Origin of the sequence: Bacillus sp. FSL R9-9834 (assembly GCF_038006905.1) — a bacterium.
Classification (GTDB): Bacteria; Bacillota; Bacilli; order Bacillales; family Bacillaceae_G; genus Bacillus_A; species Bacillus_A pacificus.
Genome location: NZ_JBBOWD010000003.1, coordinates 37,336 through 54,463 on the forward strand (window position 1 = coordinate 37,336; position 17,128 = coordinate 54,463).

21 protein-coding genes are annotated in these 17,128 nt (G+C 38.4%); all 21 read left to right on the forward strand.

Annotated features, from left to right (window positions below; translation table 11 throughout):
- Positions 1 to 9 precede the first annotated feature (9 nt).
- The 21 genes from MKY00_RS29580 to MKY00_RS29680 all read left to right on the forward strand — a co-directional run bounded on the left by MKY00_RS29580 (position 10) and on the right by MKY00_RS29680 (position 17,007).
- On the forward strand, positions 10 to 360 hold the full coding sequence (locus tag MKY00_RS29580) for a hypothetical protein (RefSeq protein WP_074544187.1): 351 nt from the start codon (positions 10 to 12) through the stop codon (positions 358 to 360).
- A 15-nt stretch (positions 361 to 375) separates the two neighbouring features.
- Positions 376 to 1,371, forward strand: a complete 996-nt coding sequence (locus tag MKY00_RS29585) for a major capsid protein (RefSeq protein ID WP_074544188.1) — start codon at positions 376 to 378, stop codon at positions 1,369 to 1,371.
- Positions 1,371 to 1,697 carry a hypothetical protein gene (locus tag MKY00_RS29590; RefSeq protein ID WP_074585896.1) on the forward strand — a complete coding sequence of 109 codons (327 nt, stop codon included), beginning with the start codon at positions 1,371 to 1,373 and terminating at the stop codon, positions 1,695 to 1,697. Before MKY00_RS29585 ends, MKY00_RS29590 begins: the two co-directional genes overlap by 1 nt.
- Complete coding sequence (locus tag MKY00_RS29595; protein WP_074544190.1) at positions 1,694 to 2,050, forward strand: hypothetical protein; 357 nt, start codon at positions 1,694 to 1,696, stop codon at positions 2,048 to 2,050. Before MKY00_RS29590 ends, MKY00_RS29595 begins: the two co-directional genes overlap by 4 nt.
- Positions 2,047 to 2,523, forward strand: a complete 477-nt coding sequence (locus MKY00_RS29600; protein ID WP_074544191.1) for an HK97 gp10 family phage protein — start codon at positions 2,047 to 2,049, stop codon at positions 2,521 to 2,523. The genes MKY00_RS29595 and MKY00_RS29600 overlap by 4 nt, the downstream gene beginning before the upstream one ends.
- Positions 2,504 to 2,962: a hypothetical protein gene (locus MKY00_RS29605; RefSeq protein WP_074585895.1), complete on the forward strand. Its 459-nt coding sequence runs from the start codon at positions 2,504 to 2,506 to the stop codon at positions 2,960 to 2,962. The genes MKY00_RS29600 and MKY00_RS29605 overlap by 20 nt, the downstream gene beginning before the upstream one ends.
- A gap of 5 nt (positions 2,963 to 2,967) precedes the next feature.
- On the forward strand, positions 2,968 to 3,162 hold the full coding sequence (locus MKY00_RS29610; RefSeq protein WP_074544193.1) for a hypothetical protein: 195 nt from the start codon (positions 2,968 to 2,970) through the stop codon (positions 3,160 to 3,162).
- 4 nt (positions 3,163 to 3,166) lie between these two features.
- Complete coding sequence (locus MKY00_RS29615) at positions 3,167 to 4,558, forward strand: phage tail sheath subtilisin-like domain-containing protein (RefSeq protein WP_074585894.1); 1,392 nt, start codon at positions 3,167 to 3,169, stop codon at positions 4,556 to 4,558.
- Between the two features lie 15 nt (positions 4,559 to 4,573).
- Positions 4,574 to 5,020: a phage tail tube protein gene (locus MKY00_RS29620; protein ID WP_074544195.1), complete on the forward strand. Its 447-nt coding sequence runs from the start codon at positions 4,574 to 4,576 to the stop codon at positions 5,018 to 5,020.
- A 62-nt stretch (positions 5,021 to 5,082) separates the two neighbouring features.
- Complete coding sequence (locus MKY00_RS29625) at positions 5,083 to 5,559, forward strand: phage tail assembly chaperone (protein ID WP_074585893.1); 477 nt, start codon at positions 5,083 to 5,085, stop codon at positions 5,557 to 5,559.
- Positions 5,560 to 5,573: 14 nt separating this feature from the next.
- Positions 5,574 to 5,738, forward strand: coding sequence for a hypothetical protein (locus MKY00_RS29630; protein WP_153474111.1), 165 nt, complete (start codon positions 5,574 to 5,576; stop codon positions 5,736 to 5,738).
- A gap of 15 nt (positions 5,739 to 5,753) precedes the next feature.
- A complete protein-coding gene (locus MKY00_RS29635; protein ID WP_074585892.1) occupies positions 5,754 to 9,464 on the forward strand; it encodes a phage tail tape measure protein in 3,711 nt (1,236 codons plus the stop codon).
- Positions 9,461 to 10,108, forward strand: coding sequence for an SH3 domain-containing protein (locus tag MKY00_RS29640; protein WP_153474199.1), 648 nt, complete (start codon positions 9,461 to 9,463; stop codon positions 10,106 to 10,108). The genes MKY00_RS29635 and MKY00_RS29640 overlap by 4 nt, the downstream gene beginning before the upstream one ends.
- A gap of 11 nt (positions 10,109 to 10,119) precedes the next feature.
- Positions 10,120 to 11,109: an XkdQ/YqbQ family protein gene (locus MKY00_RS29645; RefSeq protein ID WP_262726457.1), complete on the forward strand. Its 990-nt coding sequence runs from the start codon at positions 10,120 to 10,122 to the stop codon at positions 11,107 to 11,109.
- An 8-nt stretch (positions 11,110 to 11,117) separates the two neighbouring features.
- On the forward strand, positions 11,118 to 11,564 hold the full coding sequence (locus tag MKY00_RS29650) for a hypothetical protein (RefSeq protein WP_153474235.1): 447 nt from the start codon (positions 11,118 to 11,120) through the stop codon (positions 11,562 to 11,564).
- Entirely contained in the window at positions 11,551 to 12,006 is a 456-nt protein-coding gene (locus tag MKY00_RS29655) for a DUF2634 domain-containing protein (RefSeq protein ID WP_153474234.1), read from the forward strand. Before MKY00_RS29650 ends, MKY00_RS29655 begins: the two co-directional genes overlap by 14 nt.
- Positions 12,003 to 13,148, forward strand: coding sequence for a baseplate J/gp47 family protein (locus MKY00_RS29660; protein ID WP_153474233.1), 1,146 nt, complete (start codon positions 12,003 to 12,005; stop codon positions 13,146 to 13,148). The genes MKY00_RS29655 and MKY00_RS29660 overlap by 4 nt, the downstream gene beginning before the upstream one ends.
- The gene (locus MKY00_RS29665; RefSeq protein ID WP_074585800.1) at positions 13,135 to 13,707 is read left to right on the forward strand and encodes a putative phage tail protein; all 573 of its coding nucleotides are present in this window, start codon (positions 13,135 to 13,137) and stop codon (positions 13,705 to 13,707) included. The genes MKY00_RS29660 and MKY00_RS29665 overlap by 14 nt, the downstream gene beginning before the upstream one ends.
- Before the next feature lie 4 nt (positions 13,708 to 13,711).
- A complete protein-coding gene (locus MKY00_RS29670) occupies positions 13,712 to 15,223 on the forward strand; it encodes a hypothetical protein (protein WP_074585799.1) in 1,512 nt (503 codons plus the stop codon).
- Entirely contained in the window at positions 15,220 to 16,593 is a 1,374-nt protein-coding gene (locus MKY00_RS29675) for an outer membrane protein assembly factor BamB family protein (RefSeq protein WP_074585798.1), read from the forward strand. Before MKY00_RS29670 ends, MKY00_RS29675 begins: the two co-directional genes overlap by 4 nt.
- A gap of 12 nt (positions 16,594 to 16,605) precedes the next feature.
- Positions 16,606 to 17,007 (forward strand): hypothetical protein, encoded by a 402-nt coding sequence (locus MKY00_RS29680; RefSeq protein WP_153474204.1) that lies wholly within the window; start codon positions 16,606 to 16,608, stop codon positions 17,005 to 17,007.
- Positions 17,008 to 17,128 lie beyond the last annotated feature (121 nt).

Below are 17,128 nucleotides of genomic sequence, written 5' to 3' on the forward strand. Positions count from 1 at the left end.
TGAAGCAAATTGAATCTATATCCTCGAAGTGAAACGATTGTAGCAGGAAAAGAAATTTTACGTGATATTGTTGGTGCTAAAAAGATTACAGTTACATTAGATCACACTGCATTTACACCAGGTGTTATTCCTGCTGGTACATCATTAATCTTTGATGCAACATCAAAGAAAACGCGTCCTTTTGATAAAACAACGGATGCAGAAGCTACAGGTCAAGTCTCGCTATTGTTACGTGATATCCGTATTGGAGAGAACGATGTGCAAGGAGTAGGGCTTGTAGGCGGCTATGTAAATGAAGCGAAATGCCCTGCAATTACAGCAGAGTTTAAAGCAAAAGCAAAAATGCTTGATATTCGATAAGGAGAGTGAAACTGAATGGGAACATTTTTACAATTAGATGAATTCAAACGAGAAACATTAATTGGTTATGTTGAAGCATTAGAAATTCCATTTACCTCAACAACACTGAAATTTTTACCACGTGATAAGCAAATCTTCTCGTTAGATTTCGGAATGGATATCTTCGAAAAACATAACGTAGTAGCAGCAAACTTAAATGAATTTGGCACTCCTGCTCCATTGCGTGATAAACAAGGACTAGCACGAGTATTTGGTGAAGTTGCTAAAATGAACCATAAATACCGCTTTGACGAAAGAGATGCATTAACAATTATGAATCCTCGTCATGATAAAGAGCGTCAACAAATAATTGATAAAGCCCTTGATCATATCGACAATCTTAAAATGGGTGTTGAAGAAACAGAAGAGTACCTACGTACATCCATTTTGTATAAAGGTAAAATTGATTACAATATTGATGGATTTACAATTGAACTACCATTTAATGTTCCAAAAGCAGTGAAAGTATCAACAAAATGGAGTGACCATGAAAATTCTAATCCAGTTAAGGATTTAATCGATATGATGGAGAAATTCAAAAAGGCGAATGCTGGACGTTTACCACAAGAACTCCATATGTCCTATACTTCTTACTTTGATATGTTGCAGTCTAAGGCGATTGTCGCTCAAATTAAAGGAATTGCAGGTGGTGTAGTAACACCGGATGAATTAGCAGTATACCTAAAAAACTGGAAAATCCCACCGATTGTAATGAATGATTTAGAAATCACGTTTGAAAATGGAAAGACAGAACGTTACTTACCTGAAAATCGTATTGTCTTCTTAGGTATTGATGGTAAGAAGTCGCTTGGTTCTACTGTAGAAGGTCCTACGAAAGCGAAAAAAGGACAACCAGGCGTTTACGTGAAAACATGGGAAGAAGATAATACAGGTGATGAATTCGTTGAAATCGGTAAAGCTGCATTCCCTGAGTTAAACTATCCATCAGGCGTAATGCAAATCGATGTGTGATGAAGAGCTTAATTACAGCAGATGAAGCGAAAAGCTTATTTGCTGAACTAAATAACGTGAATGATCTGGAAGCCGCACTATTACGAGCTTCTATTTTTGTGTGCTCAAAGGTAAAAAAAATAGATGAGCAAGTCCCTGATGATATCAAACTTGCTGTCTGTTATCTTGTGAAAGACGAGAAAGAGCCGCAGCAGGTGAAAAGTATTGAGCGTTCTGATTATAAAGAAACATTCGCTGATAAAGGTACATCCTATCGTGACCTTGCAATGGATTTACTTGAGCCATACATGCAAACAGGGAACGAATCAGGGGTGTTTTTCTTTTGAGTAGATATGAATCGATACTATTTCACCGAATGACTGTTTCTCGTATTTCTTCTGATGAGAGTGAGTACGACAGTAAGCAAGACTTAAAAGAAGTCGCTACTGATCTTCCCTGCGCCCTCGTTAAGAAAAACCAAAGCAAAGTGAATGAAGTACTAGGCAGAGTCGAAATTGACAACGTCGTCTTCATTCACACGCTTTACCCTGGTGTAAAAGCAGGAGACACAATTGATGTATACGACCCGAAGACAAAATATTTTTTAGGCCGTTATATCGCTTCACAACCATATCCGGTATTTGACCGAGAAGGCATTCATCATTTTGAGATTGACCTAAAGGGGGATGTTACGGTATGAGTGGAGATTTTGAAGGTGGCTTTACCTTAGATGGGTTTGATCAGTGGATGTTGCAAATGATAAGCGTAATAAACCGTGAACTTCCTAAGTTACTTGAAGTATGGGCAGAGGCATTAGCTCTTCAACTTATGACGATGGTTGCTGAGAAAACGCCAGTTGACCAAGGGGCACTAAGAAACTCTTTCTTATCTGCTGGAGCGGGTGTGGATGGTGATGGTGCCGTCTGTTTAAAGGTTGGCATGGGAAACGGCATTGAAATTGTGGTTGGTTCGAACTTAGAATACGCTGAGTACGTTGAAGCAGGTCACAGGACAAGAAATAGTGGAATGAGCCGAGAAGCTGCAAAAAAAGCAGGTAAATGGGTAGAAGGCGCTCATATGTTAGAAGACTCTTGGCATGAATTCGAGCCAGAAGCATTACGCTGGCTTGAGGACAGAGTGGGAGAGGTTATGAATGAACTTGGTTTCATCTGATTTAAAAGCGGTATTGAAATTTCTTCAAGATACAACTGATATAAAAGGATACACAACAAGAAGGAGGCAGGAATCAGATCCTCCTTTTTTTTATCTTAAATCACCAGTCGGTAAGCCGACTAAGGATTCATCTGGATTCTTCAAATATCGGCCGTTGATTCATGGAACCTTATTTTTAGATAAAGAGAAACAGCCGGAATCTGTAGCAATGCTTTTCGAAACGAATATCCAAAAAGCGTTGCTACTTTGTTGTTTTGATATTCCTTTAGTTGACGATAAATATATTCCCTGTGGGGGTCGGTTAGAGGATGTACAGTTCGAAATGAAACAAGTTGATGTTGATGTATGGACTTTCACTGTTAAAGGTGAGAGATTTTTGAGTTTAGATGAAGAGGTTCAGCCGTTACGTAAGGTCCACAATAGTATTAACGTGAGGTGATAGATATGGCCAGAAGTGAAAAGGTAGAAAACGTTAAATCAGCACCTGTTTATCCAGTAGCTGAAATAGTTGAACAAGCTAGTGAATTGTTCAATGTTCCAAATTATATAGCAACTGCAGCGTTACAAGATATTCAAGAAATAGACATAGCCACTGCAGAAAAAAAGATAAAAGCACTATTAAAGAAAGAGGTGGAATAGTAAGATGCCAAAAGCATTTAAAGAAGGGCGTAATGAAGTAGAGTCAGGTTTTTACTCTTATACAGAATTAATTGTTAGAGAAGCGATTAATAAAAATGCACGTGGTGTCCTAATCATGCCAATCAAGGCGGATTGGGGTATAGAGAACACTGTAGTGGATTTAGATTCTCCAGAAGAAGCGAAGGCGAATTTCATTGGCCAAACGGCACATCTATTAGATCTTGCTTTTAAAGCGCCTATTCAAACATTAAAAACAGTACGTCTCGCTACAAAGGATGCGAAGAAAGCAGCATTAGATTTGCAAGCGATCAAAATTGAAGCCCTTTACACAGGGACAAGAGGGAATAATTTCAAAGTAACAATTCGTCCTAAAATCGGTGATGAATCCGCTAAACAGTTAATTCTTGTTGAAAATAACGTGGAGCTTGAAAGAATTACATTTTCCGCAATCGACGAGTTGGTAACGAAAACGAAGGATAGTTTGTATATAACAGTTACTAAGGTAGATGGATCAAAAACAATTGAAGATATTAACAATGTACCTCTTGCTGGCGGTGTAAGTGGTGAAGCAGTGAAGGTAGAGGATTACGCTAATTTCTTTGCCTTAGCAAAAGAAGAAGACTTCAATGGAATTTGTCTTGATGGCGTACAAGACAAAGCTGTTAAAACAATGCTAACCCAATTTGTGCAGACTAGTCGTTCCTCAGGAAGACTTATTACTGGTTACACAGGTGGAGAAGACGCGAAAGAAATCGATTATTATGCAGTAACAAACAATATTCAAAAAGCATCTACGTATGACAGACAATATACAGCTGAAGAAGTAGCCGTTTATGTAGCTGCAGCACTAATTTCCTGCCCACTGAATGAGAGTATGACGCAAAAAGAGACACCTTTCACTTCAGTAGAAAAATTATCTGTAACTGAAACGAAACGTAGATTAGCAGAAGGTAATTTATTATTCTTCCAAGAGGGAAAAACAGTTCGTTTTAACACTGCAGTTAATACGATGACGACGATTAGAAATATCGATGAAGCAGTTGGTATTTCCAAAGAAGCTGATGAGCGCTCTGCTATTCGTACATTACAAAAGGTTAAAGTAGTACAAGCTATTGATTATATTACAACAGCAGAAGAAAAGATTTTCAATCGTTTCATGGCACGAGCGAATACACAGGCTCGTAGATTAGCAGCAGCACAAGCGATTAAGGATGAACTGCTTGAAAAGTTAGCAGAAAATGAAGTTATTGAAACAGGTACATTTAATTGTTATGAAGATCCTCGCCATACTGAAAGTAACGGTAAGGTGGTATATAAAGATGAAGCTTATTTCATTACAGAATACGTTGTAATCGACGCGATTGAAAAAGTGTACAACAAAAATAAAGTAGCTTAGTAAAGGAGAGAGCGTATGTCAGTATTCGATAATAGTTTACCAACTTTAAATACTCGTAAGACTGTACGTGGTAAATATGGCGGTGTTATTGACCAAAAAGGACGCCAATTACTTGAAGTGACTGAATTCGAAGCGAAAATCAAGTTCGATAAAAAGAAGATTGAACGAGCGAATGCATTTATGGAAGGTAACAGAATTATGGGGGCAAGTGGATCAGGGAAAATGAAGGTCTACTTAACAGCAGAAACATGGGAAATGACAAAGGATATTTTAAACGATCCAGATGCACTACTTACACTTATTTCAGAGCTGCATGATCCTGATGAAATGGTAGGTTCGGCCAATTCGAAGGTAGCACTTAAGAACATTTCATTTGATGAGGTAACAATTGCTGCATTTAAAACAAAAGATGTAATTGAACGAGATTTCCCGTTCACTTTTGATGATTACGACTTTCTATAAACAATAAAGAGAGGGGATTCCCTCTCTTTTCTATTAACAATAAAAAAACGGAGGATTATATTATGACTAATTTAAATAAAGAAGCAGTGGAAACTAAAAAATCAAAATTCGCTAGTTTAGAAGATTTATTTGGAGTAAACGTAGAAGACCGTGTTCGTGGAGAAGAAAAAATTCAAGCTATCAATGGTAATAGATTAGCCATTCCATTTAAGTCAATTACAGCAGAAGAAGAGCAAAATATTCGCAAAGCTGCAACTAAGCGTGTCAAACAGCCTAATGGTCAAATCTTAGAGGTTCAAGATGAGCAAAAGTACAATGCGTTATTAATCGCTACAGCTACGGACGAAACTCGTACTGATATTAGATGGGATAGTCCTGAATTAGCCCAAAAAGTTGGTGTTCCTGTACCAAGCCCATGGTTAATTATCCCTAAAATGTTATCTCTAGGCGGTATTGTTACGGCTACACAATACATTATCGAATTATCCGGACTAGGTTCAGGTTCATTTGAAAGTGAGCTTGAAGACGTAAAAAACTAATAAGCACCGACCCGATGGCATCTTGGGCCCATAGGCTGTTTCAACAACATCATATTGATCCTGAAGAGTTTTTTCTCATGAAGTATGAGAAAAAACTCTTTTTAATTGCTTCTTGCTTAATTCAAGACGAACGGGATAAAGAAGCACAAGATAATGCAGCTGCCGAGGCCCAAGAATGATAAAGGCGGTGGAATATGGGTAAAGAAGTAACTGGTAAGATTAGTTTAATGGACGCTATGTCCGCTCCTTTAAAGCGAATTACACAACAAATGGAGCGGACATCGCAAGCTGCAAGACAGTTAAATAGTTCGCTGCGTATACAAAACACAGGGGCAGCAGCATTACAACAAACAACACAGAGAACTGCGCAATTAACCCAACAAACGCAAAGATTTAATGTTGCTATGCAACAAACTAATCAACAAGCGAACCAAACCAGTGATTCGGTACGGCGAACCGGTCAAAGTGCAGTAGAAGCAGGTAACGGAATGAGCCAGCTCCAACAACGTTTTGGCGGTGTGAGTGAAAGAAATGCTCAAATGCTGAACGGACTTGAAAGAGCGCAAGGGTCATTACTTACTACGGGTGCAGTTGCTGGTGCAGCAGGCGGAGCTGTAGTTGCTGGTCTTGGAGCAAGTGTAAAAACGGCTGCTGATTTTGAAGAAGCCATGAGTAAAGTGGCAGCGATATCTGGTGCCTCAAGAGGGGAATTAGGGCAGCTTACTGAACAAGCAAAGCAATTAGGTGCCTCTACTAAATATTCTGCTTCAGAAGCGGCAGAAGGTATGCAATATCTAGCGATGGCGGGTTTTAAAACCGGAGACATCATGAAAGCTATGCCTGGTATGTTGGATTTAGCTGCATCTGGAGCTCTTGATCTTGGAGCTGCCGCTGATATTTCTTCTAATATCATGAGTTCGTTCGGTTTATCAGCTGATAGGGCTGGTCATACAGCGGATGTATTGGCTTTTTCAGCCGCTAACGCAAATACAAACGTTAGTCAAATGGGTGAAGCGATGAAATATGCTGCTGGTACCGCTCATACGGTCGGTTTTAGTATGGAAGAAACGGCAGCAGCAATTATGGCGATGGGTAACAGCGGTTTACAAGGGTCTGTTGCCGGCCAAGCATTCGCAACCTCGCTTGGGCGTCTTGCTAAACCAACGAAGGAAATGTCAAAAGTGATGGATAAATTAAATCTATCATTCTTTGATGCGCAGGGTAATATCAAACCACTACCATCAATTGTAAAAGATTTAGAAGAAAAAACGGGTAAGATGACAGCACAGCAAAAATCAGCGACATTAACAACCTTGTTTGGTGCAGAAGCATATAAAAACTGGGCTGCATTACTTGCTGAAGGTAGTGGTAAATTAGAGAAGAATACCAAAGCATTAGAGCAAGCTGATGGCGCTGCATCTAAAATGGCGAAAACTATGACTGACAACCTCAATGGGCAGATTACAGAATTAACGTCTGGTCTAGAAGGTGCAGCTATATCGTTAGGAAATGCGTTATTGCCTGCGATAAAAATGGTTGTGTCTGGTTTGCAATCCGCTGTAAGCTGGTTTAATAGTTTGAGTGATGGTACAAAAACAACAATCGCTGTTGTCGCTGCAATTATTGGGATTTTCGTTGCGTTAGGCGGTGTATTTGGTATTGTACTAGCGCTAGTTCCAAGTGTTGTATCAGGGTTTACACTTATTGCAGGTGCATTAGGATTAACAGCAGGTGCATTAGCAACAACTATTGGAATTGCTTTTGGTGTAGTTACTGCAGTAGTAGCCATCGGGGCAGCTATAGTAGTTCTTTATAATAAGTGTACGACTTTCCGAGATATCGTGAATGGTGCAATTTCTGGTGTGAAATCTGCATTTGATTCATTGATGGTTAAGGTGAATCAAGTTAAGTCATTCCTTGTGTCTACTTGGTCAGGAGTCAAAGCTATTTTTTCTGGGAATGAAGGAAAAGGCGCTTCTATTTTAGGAGGTCTAGGTTTCGGCCCAGATACAATTAAAACCGTGATGAGCGTTTCCACTAATATTAAATTGGCCATCTCCAGCATTAAAGCCTTAGTGGCAGGAAATGACACACAAGCGGGTGGTTTTCTAAAAACACTTGGATTTTCCGATGGTGCAATCGGGGTTATTTTTGGTGTGAAGAATGCTATTTCATCCGTTATTAATACCGTTAAAGGCTTTGGGGCATTGCTTGGTGGTAACGAAGGAAAAGCGACCTCGTTATTAAGTAGTGCTGGTTTAGACCCTTCTACAATTAGGCAATCCATTAGTGTGATTAATAGCGTAAAAATGGCTATACAAGGTCTTTTCATGATTCTTAAAGGTGGATCGAAACAAACTAAGGAAGGCGCATCTTTCTTAAAGATGGCTGGCATTTCGCCTGAAATGGTTGGGCAAATAACATCCACTGTTTCCGCTGTAAAACAAGCCTTTTCAGGAATTGTTTCATTTGTGAAATCACTTGTAACACAAATAGCCTCTGCATTTAAAGGTAGCGGTCCTGGCATTATGTCAGCTGTATCAACTATCATTAAATCAGTAATAACACTTTTTAAAACAATGCAACCTGTTCTTTCTGTTGTGTTTACAGTATTGAAAATAATTGTAGTTGGTACACTTCAAAATATAGCTGGATTTATCCAAGGTGTTGTTGGTGTAATTCTAGCAATCATTAAAATTTTCGCTTCATTATTTACTGGGAACTGGAAAGGATTGTGGGAAGGGGTAAAATCCTTATTCACTAATGCTCTTATGGCTATCTGGAATGGTGTGCAATTACTATTCGTCGGACGGTTACTTGGTGTATTCAAAGCTGGTTTTGCCGCTATGAAAGCAATCTTTACTGGTGGATGGGCTGCCATAAAAACTGGATTCATGACAGGTCTTACAGCAGTTTGGAATGGCGCTAAAAACATTTTCACAACTTCAGTTAATGCAATCGGAAAAGCTTTGATGACTGGATTTAAAGCTGCATTTAATGGAACAGTTAATGTTGTCAAAGGTTCAGTTAATTTAATCCGTACAGTAATAGATACTGGATTTTCAGTTATCAGAAATGTAATTACTACTGTTTTACAAGTTATTTGGAATGTTTTCCGTCTGAGTTGGAATGGGATAAGACAAGTAGTTACATCTGCGGTTTCCGCAGTGAGAAATGCCATTTCTACAGGTTTAGAAGCTGCTGGGAATATCGTGAAAAACATCTGGACCACGGTGAAAGAATTTACAACTACGACGTGGAATAGCGTGCGTACAGGGGTAACAGAAGCGATCAGCGGCATGAAAAATAAGGTGCAAGAAATTTTAGGTAGTATAAAAGATTTCTTTAAACGCACTTGGGACGATATTTTGAATTCTGTAAAATCGTTACCTGCAAAATTCCTAGAAATAGGAAAAAATATGATGGAAGGTCTTTGGAATGGTATTAAGTCTGCAGCAGCAGGATTAGGAGATAAAGTGTCTAGTTTAATAGACAGTGTTGTTCCTGGGCCGGTAAAAAAACTGCTTGGTATAAATAGCCCCTCGAAGCTTTTCCACCAATATGGTATATGGACTATGCAAGGTTTAGAGGGTGGTATTGAAGCACGTAAGGATTACACACGCGATAAAGCTGTAGAAATAGCTAAAGATGTTAGCGTACCATTTGCTCCTGCTACTCCAAGTAAAGTAGCTTCTGGATCATCTACAAGTGGAAATCAAACGCAAACGACTAGTGTTAAGAATGAATTTAATATTAATATTTCTGGTAGTACAGCAAAAGCAATGCATGGTGATGACGGTACTTTCGTAGAGTTAGCTGATAAACTTGTAAATTATATTGCTGATAAACTAGATGATGCATCTACAGGAAAAACAAAAGTTAATTTAGGAGTGATGGAGTCGTGATATTTCTCCTTACAAAATGGGCAAAATACACCTTTCCCCACACTCCTAAAGGGGTCGGGCCAAAAGGTGGCGATGCCAAAATAGAAGAAGTAAATACATTGGGACAAGGAGTTGTTCCTTTTTTTGATGGGAAGGAACTGGAGGAGGTTACATTTACCTCCTTCTTTTCTTTTAATAAAGTACCTGGCGAAGAAGTGAGACAAGATCCGCTTTCGTCATGTCGTTTCCTTTCAGATCTAAAAAAATCGGGAGAAGTCGTACTATTAAACATTCCTGATATCAATTATAAGAGGGAAATGATAGTGAAGAACTTTGAATACTGGAAAGATGCACCTGGTTATATCGAATTTAATATTACCTTTAAAGAATATCGTGAAATTAAACTTGGATATAAAGATGGGGCAGGAAACATTAAAAGACCGCCTTCCAATGATTTAAATAAATACGCATTAACTGATGGTAAAGTGACTGGCACGCACATGTTAGCAGTTCGTGATGCACCGTCACAAAGCGGTAAAATTATTGGGACGTTAAAACAGGGATCGAGTGTAACATTCGCTAGAGACAGGAAAAACCAATCAGGATGGATATACATTCAATCAGGCAGTTTACATGGTTATGCTGCTGCAAATTATATTAGATAGGAGGAAGAATGATGTTAGAAGTTATTATTGGGAACATGGTAGTAACAGATGCTATTGTTCCTCCTATCAAATTGGATGATGATTATCAGTCGGGACCAGTAAAAGCGGAAATGACTTTGATTTATAAAAAAGAATTAGATGAAATTGATGGGAAACCGATACAAATAATCGTTAATGGAACAACTTGGTTTGCTGGAGTAGTGAGAGCGTACAAAAATGCAAAGAGTCGTAATATTGATATTACTGCGTACGATCACCTGTTTAACTTAGTTAAGTCTAGCGATGAATTTATATTTCAAAATCGTACAGCAAGCCAAATGATACGTTCTATATTGAGCAAGTACAACTATCCGATTAAAGAATTAGTAGAAATTAATACGATATTCCCGCTTATGTACTTAGATAGTAATAGTGCTCAAAGTGTATTTGAAATGCTGATTGTTATTTTATATGAAAGCAAAAAGGTAACAGGTAAGAAGTATTGGATTCGTTTTGAGCCTGAGGGACTACGGGTATTTGAGTGGAAACCTGCAAAATTCATCCCGGTACTAGGTTCAGGATTAACAAACGTTGAAAAGACTGTTTCTACCGAGGAAATTAAGAACAGAATCAATGTTGTAAACAGAGAAAAAAATATATTCGTGTTTAGATCAGATGAAGAATCAGTTCGGAAATACGGTCCTCTGTATACAGTGGAAGATTTCAGTGGTGAAACGGAAGCAGCTGCAATTAGTTATGCCAATAGTTTACTTAGAACAAGGACTTTACCGGAAGTTTCACGGCAAATCGAACATGTACACAGCATAGAAGAGCCACGGATATGGTCCGGTGACTTTATTTATTTGGAAGACCCAACTAGTACAATACTTGGTGGGTACTATGTAAAAAAAGCCGCTTATCAAATCTATAAAAATAGGGTTATTTTTAGTGCTGACATTGCTCATTCAGCTGCTTTGCCAGATAAAGAGTATGTTCCACCGCAACAAAACGATGAAGGGTAGGTGAGAAGGTGGAAAAGCGAGGAATTGAACGTATTTTACATCATATGCACGGACCAGATATAACAGAGGATTCTTTTTCTTTAGGGAAAATCATCACAGCCGAACCGCACGTTACAATCCAAATACACGGATCCGATAAAGCTTTACCGAGTGCATTTTTTATTATGCCAAATGTGAAGTTTTCTAGAGGAGAAACAGTTTTAATACAACGTATATCTGGAGCAGGTGCTACGGATCGGCAATTTGTAGTAAAGCCACTCAATGAAATGGTATCGCTATGCCGTTATACTGGTTCGGAATTTGTATCGATAGTTGATGAAAAAGTGCGCTACCCTGCTTCACAAACATTTTGTCCATGGAATATTAGTCCTGGAACGAATGTGATGTTGCTTCCTAATCGCTTCCCTTCGTCAAATTCTTTATGGGTGGTGATTAATACGTATGCAATTTCCTAAATTACCGCGAATTGAATGGGAACTACCTGAAGTTAATAATTTTGAGAGTGAAGAGGTTGTCGGGTATATGACACCTCTTTTTGATTTTTCAAAGGGTGAATTTTTTACGGATGCTAGTGGGGCAGTTGTGCTAGATGATGGACAAAGAGGAATAGCAAACCTTATTGAAAAAACACACCGTGCCCCAAGAGGTGTCTATCGGGTTTATACAGACGATTATGGCTCTGAGGTACGTAACGTATTACTAGATAGTGAACTTGGTGAAAAGGGACGTATTTCACGGGTAAAAGAAGCGATAAGAGATTCCTTGATCTATGACGAGAGAATTATAGATGTAAGTGAAATAGGGATTACAAAAGGCGAAAAAGATACTTATATAGCTTCCTATACCGTCTACACAATATACGGTGACGTTCCGGTAAGAAGGGAAGTGAAAGTATGACAGCTCCTGCGTGGTGGAATGAAACGGAACAAGAAATTTTTAATCGTGCATTAAATCAAGTAGATAAACGATGGGACAAACGAGAAGGCGGCTTTATTTATGATGTTTTAAAGCCTTTATCAATTGTTCGTTCGGAACAGCGTGAAGAATTTAAGAAATGGTATCACACAAGATTCGCTCAATATGCAACCGGTGATGATTTGGATGCAGTTGTAGAATCAAGGACTCCTTTGAAGCGCTATCCTGCCAAAAAAGCAAAGGGGAAGGTTACTGTTTCAGGTAATGAGGGCACAAAGCTTGCGAAAGGCTCTGTATACGTGGCGGTTCGATATGACTTGGATAATAAAATCATTGAATATACGCAATTAGCAGATGCGGTTATTGGCCCGAATGGTAATACAATTGTTGAAATTGAAGCTGTACTTCCTGGTTTAATCGGAAACACATCCGAAAACACAATTGAACTAATCGAAGCTGTATTTGGCGTCGCTAACGTTACGAATGTAGAGAAAATCACTGGTGGAGAAGAAAAAGAAAGTGATGAGGATTTACGATCACGCTATTTTACATGGCTGCGTGAATCTTCTAACTCTGGGAATATCGGTGATTACATTCGTTGGTCACTTAGTATACCTGACGTGGGTGGCGTGCTGGTCTTTCCTGTGGCGAAAGGGAAAGGTACTGTACAACTATCGGTATGCAATACAAGCTTTACTCCTGCCTCACCAGAATTGGTGAAGAGAGTACAAGATTACATTGCCCCTTCTAACGAAATGGGCGAGGGACAGGCGCCAATTGGAGCTTCTGTATCTGTTGTAGCAGCCATTCCAGTAAAAGTAAATTTAGCTGTATATGTTTCTTCAAAACAAGAAGCAGAAGCATTAAAGCAACAACTGATTGAAGGTATAAATGAATACTTTAAATTTACCAACCGCCTTTATTGGCGCGAAAATGCACGTAAACAATCCATATTAAAAGAACCTTATCAAATTAGTTATTTAAAAGTAGGTTCTGTGGCAGTAGACGTAATGCAGCTTATTCGAGTAAATAGGCTATTAATGAACGGTGAGCAGAAAGACGTCACCATTCAATCTGGTCAAATTGCAGTACTTGGAGATGTGATTTTCTATGAAGGAACGTGATGCATTAGTAGAAGCGTTTCTAAATGATTCCATGAAGGAGTACCGAGATTCGGATTTATTTGTGAATCTTATGCAGATCAGTGCAGGAACTGCCATTGAAGAAAATCAGGAATTTGAAGATGTACGATTACAGTTTGATATCGATACAGCTACTTGGTCCATTAGTGATTGGGAATTTGAATTCGGTATACAGATTGATAGCAAAAAGCCGTTAGAACAAAGGAAGTCGGTTGTAAAAAGTAAAATGCGAAGCACTGGTTCCACAAGGCTCATGCTGATTAAGAAAGTAGCAGAATCATTTGAGTATGGTGAAGTGGATGTAAAGCAAGATATACCGAATTACACTGTCACAATTACATTTGCGAGTAAATTCGGTATTCCGCCTAACATCGATGATATTCAGTTGGCCCTAAGAGAAATCATTCCTGCTCACTTGGATGTGAAGTTTGTATTCACATATCTAACATGGGATGAACTTGAAAGTTATAAATATACGTGGGATCAACTCGATGCTCTTAAACTAACTTGGGATCAATTAGAAACGTATAGAAAGGTGTGAGAATGTGCCTAGCTTAACAAATCGATTAAAATTCGCATTGCCGAATGGTAATGAATATGTAAATAGAGTAGCGTTGAATAAAATATTTGAAGACATTGATAGATTAGTAATGCTGCAGGGCGATTTTGATGTAGCTAAAAAAGAAATCGATGAGAATTTAGCAAAAAAGCTTTCTAAATCAGGTGACACCATGACAGGTGATTTAAAACTTGAAAGAACAGGTACAGCAGCAAGGGACATCCAATGGTCTAAAGATAATGTTGTTCAAACTAATTTAGGTATGAATAGTGCGAATAAACTAAGGTTATATGATAATGTAAACGCCTTGACAGCATTCGAATACGATACAGTCTCAAAGTCCTTCAATGTACTTTCTAGCACTAATCTTCTGAAGAAAACTGGAGATGTCATGACAGGTAATTTAGACATCGTAGCACCTGCTAAGGGAGAAAGAGGTGTATTCCTAAAAAGTCCAAACTTATCAGTATCATTAACTAACTCTGATGCAGGAACTAATCCTTCAGTTAATTTATATGACAGTACAAATAAAGAGTTTATATTCCATTACTCAAAAGATGGAGGTTTTGATTTAAAAGCTTCTAAAACTAACCTTGTAAAGAAAACAGGCGACACCATGACAGGTCCTCTTAAGTTCAACCGTGACCGAGGTATTGCTTGGAATGATGGTGTAAAAGATATCCATTCAATTACTACTGGTGGGGACAATAAGACGTACTTTACAGATGGAGTGAATGGGATAGATTACGCTATTTACGATCCAACTACTAAATCGTTTAACATCCTGCAGAATACCAATCTCTTGAAGAAATCAGGGGATACGATGGATGGCTGGCTAAGATTCCTTAATAATCAAGAGTTACAGTTCCAGACAAAAGAAGGTGTTTCACAGGCAGCTTTAGCTGTAGATGGTGACGGGAACTTTTTTGCTTGGAACTCCCCAGGCGATAAATATCTGTGGTTTCTCAATCGTAAAACTGGGGAATTTATCGTCAATGCAAATAATCTAGTGGCTAAAGGTGGGGACAATCTAACAGGAGACTTCGCTTACTATAACCCTAATCCTATGCAGTTCCGGCCACAAGATAAAAAGTGGTGGTTAATAAATACGAACCAAGAGGGATTGAAATTCATTCCATCAGGAACTACAAATAAAGATGACTGGCAATGGGCAAAGGCTATATGGATAAATCCTGATGGTGAAGTAAACACGCAAGGGGTAAAAGTAAAAGGTGAACGAGTCCTAACAACAAGTGATGCAGAAGAAAAGATTCCATCTAGAAGCGGTAAAGATGATAATGGTATTTTTACAACCTACGAGGAAACACAAGAGGACGGAAAGCTTTGGAAACGATCAGTTCTTTCCAGTCCTGATGCAGATGGTAATTACCTTGTCCGTACCGTTACGTATTACAAAGATGGGGTATCATACAAAACAAAAATATTCGATTTGAAATATGATGAAGACGGTGATTTTGTAAAGGAGGTGCCGCGATGAGTTTTTTAGAGGAACATGGTATAGGTGGGGCGAACCTTGGATTGGTACGAGCAGTAAAAGTATTTGTCCAAAACACCGAGCCAACAACAAAAGATAAAGGTACAGTATGGATCAAGTCTGCTACGCCAGCAACCAAAACTGTATTCCGAGAGTATGGATTAGAGCCACCGAAAGTGGAAGGAACGCTGTGGATCAGTCTTTACGATATTGATATTAAATTCATGTTAGAACGAGCGCTTAAAGTGTTCTCTAACAAAAAAGAAATTAACATCGAGTATTCAAGAGAGAATTTCATTAGTTCAATGGATTCTAGCAAAATTAATGTCTTAAAAAATAAATTTATGCAAGTCTACTCGTTGCTTGGTACCTCTCGTATTTACAAAAACGGAAAATGGGAATGGTTAATCGGTCAATATTGGGATGGCGCAAGTTGGCGAAGCTTTAGCAATTTAGAGCTCAGTGTATATATTGGAACAACCGATAAAATGGTTAAAAAGATTGCACCCGATACAGGGAAAGAGGTTTGGTCAGTAAATAACCATATCGGCGCTGTTAACGATGTGGTTGTTGATAAAAATGGGTATATTTACAGTGCTTCTGGAGCACCGAACGCAGCGGCCACTATAGGTGAAATTAAAAAGATATCCCCTACAGGACAAGTAATATGGTCTAAAAGTTATAGTAGAAGTATTCAGAAGCTAGCAGTAGATAAAGATGGATACATTTATGCATTTAACGATATTAGGCAACTACTGAGGTTTAATCCTGATGGTGAAAGAATTTGGGAAATTAACCAAACAGATTTCTTGGAGGATATCATTGTAGACGTAACCGGAAATGTATATATTAGTTATTCATCTGGCAACAGTCAAATTAAAAAGGTTTCTCCTGGCGGAAAAGATATTTGGAATTACTCTTTTGCGTCAAACAAAGCCCCCAATCTATCTATAGATAGCCAAGGCTATATTTACACATTTATGAATACAGCTGGTAATGATAAAGCTACGTATAAAAAAGTAGATCCAAATGGTAAAGAGGTAGCTACTGCCGCTACCAACGTAGTAGCGATTTTACGCACTACTCTTGATCAATATAAAAATTTATATGCACTTCACACCGATGGAGCGGGTTTATCTAGTCAGCTTGTTAAGATGGGACCAGATTTAAAAGTTACTTGGTCTGTACCAGGTGATATAAAAGATATTACTGTTGATAAAACAGGAAATGTATTTGCGGCTTTCAAGGATTCAGTTAAGAAAATTTCATCAGCTGGACAAGTAGTATGGACTTACCCAATTACAGTCGATTCTGTAAAAACATTAGTTGTAGATCAAAGTCCGTATGGAGCATTCCCGTTTTTATGGGAGTAAGGAGTGAAATGGATGCAAGCATTTATTGCAAACGAAAAAGGGCTAGTTGTAAGTAGACATCTAATGCCGTTAGATGAATTAAACGGATTCGCAAAAAACGCACAAGATGCTATAAAACAAGGCTGGATTTTATATAATGGCGAAATACCAAGCGATAAAATCGAAGGAAATCGAATTGGCCGTGTTTACTACAATAAGCAGGAGAATTCTTTTTATTACGAGTGGGAAGTTATCCAAGCGGATGATTCCAACGCAGACGCATTAATAGTACTTAAAAAACAACAGGAATTAATGCAACAAGCATTAGATGAAATTATTATTAACAGCCCAGATAAGGAAGAATTGAAGGCGTTAAATGAGCAACAAGCGTTGATGCAAAAGGCTTTGGATGAATTAATCATTGCAAGCATTTAATAAAAAGGAGCGGATGTAGAATGGCTGAGTACATGGCACAGCGAGTGATTGATGAAGTGTTTACGTATACATTTATTATCGTAAAAATGAAGACTTACAAAGAAAGAATTGATAAATACCT

Coding starts and splice junctions, on each gene's coding strand:
- MKY00_RS29585 (WP_074544188.1), top strand. CDS start 376: ATGGGAACATTTTTACAATTAGATGAATTCAAACGAGAAACATTAATT.
- MKY00_RS29590 (WP_074585896.1), top strand. CDS start 1,371: ATGAAGAGCTTAATTACAGCAGATGAAGCGAAAAGCTTATTTGCTGAA.
- MKY00_RS29600 (WP_074544191.1), top strand. CDS start 2,047: ATGAGTGGAGATTTTGAAGGTGGCTTTACCTTAGATGGGTTTGATCAG.
- MKY00_RS29605 (WP_074585895.1), top strand. CDS start 2,504: ATGAACTTGGTTTCATCTGATTTAAAAGCGGTATTGAAATTTCTTCAA.
- MKY00_RS29610 (WP_074544193.1), top strand. CDS start 2,968: ATGGCCAGAAGTGAAAAGGTAGAAAACGTTAAATCAGCACCTGTTTAT.
- MKY00_RS29615 (WP_074585894.1), top strand. CDS start 3,167: ATGCCAAAAGCATTTAAAGAAGGGCGTAATGAAGTAGAGTCAGGTTTT.
- MKY00_RS29620 (WP_074544195.1), top strand. CDS start 4,574: ATGTCAGTATTCGATAATAGTTTACCAACTTTAAATACTCGTAAGACT.
- MKY00_RS29625 (WP_074585893.1), top strand. CDS start 5,083: ATGACTAATTTAAATAAAGAAGCAGTGGAAACTAAAAAATCAAAATTC.
- MKY00_RS29630 (WP_153474111.1), top strand. CDS start 5,574: ATGGCATCTTGGGCCCATAGGCTGTTTCAACAACATCATATTGATCCT.
- MKY00_RS29635 (WP_074585892.1), top strand. CDS start 5,754: ATGGGTAAAGAAGTAACTGGTAAGATTAGTTTAATGGACGCTATGTCC.
- MKY00_RS29645 (WP_262726457.1), top strand. CDS start 10,120: ATGTTAGAAGTTATTATTGGGAACATGGTAGTAACAGATGCTATTGTT.
- MKY00_RS29655 (WP_153474234.1), top strand. CDS start 11,551: ATGCAATTTCCTAAATTACCGCGAATTGAATGGGAACTACCTGAAGTT.
- MKY00_RS29660 (WP_153474233.1), top strand. CDS start 12,003: ATGACAGCTCCTGCGTGGTGGAATGAAACGGAACAAGAAATTTTTAAT.
- MKY00_RS29665 (WP_074585800.1), top strand. CDS start 13,135: ATGAAGGAACGTGATGCATTAGTAGAAGCGTTTCTAAATGATTCCATG.
- MKY00_RS29675 (WP_074585798.1), top strand. CDS start 15,220: ATGAGTTTTTTAGAGGAACATGGTATAGGTGGGGCGAACCTTGGATTG.
- MKY00_RS29680 (WP_153474204.1), top strand. CDS start 16,606: ATGCAAGCATTTATTGCAAACGAAAAAGGGCTAGTTGTAAGTAGACAT.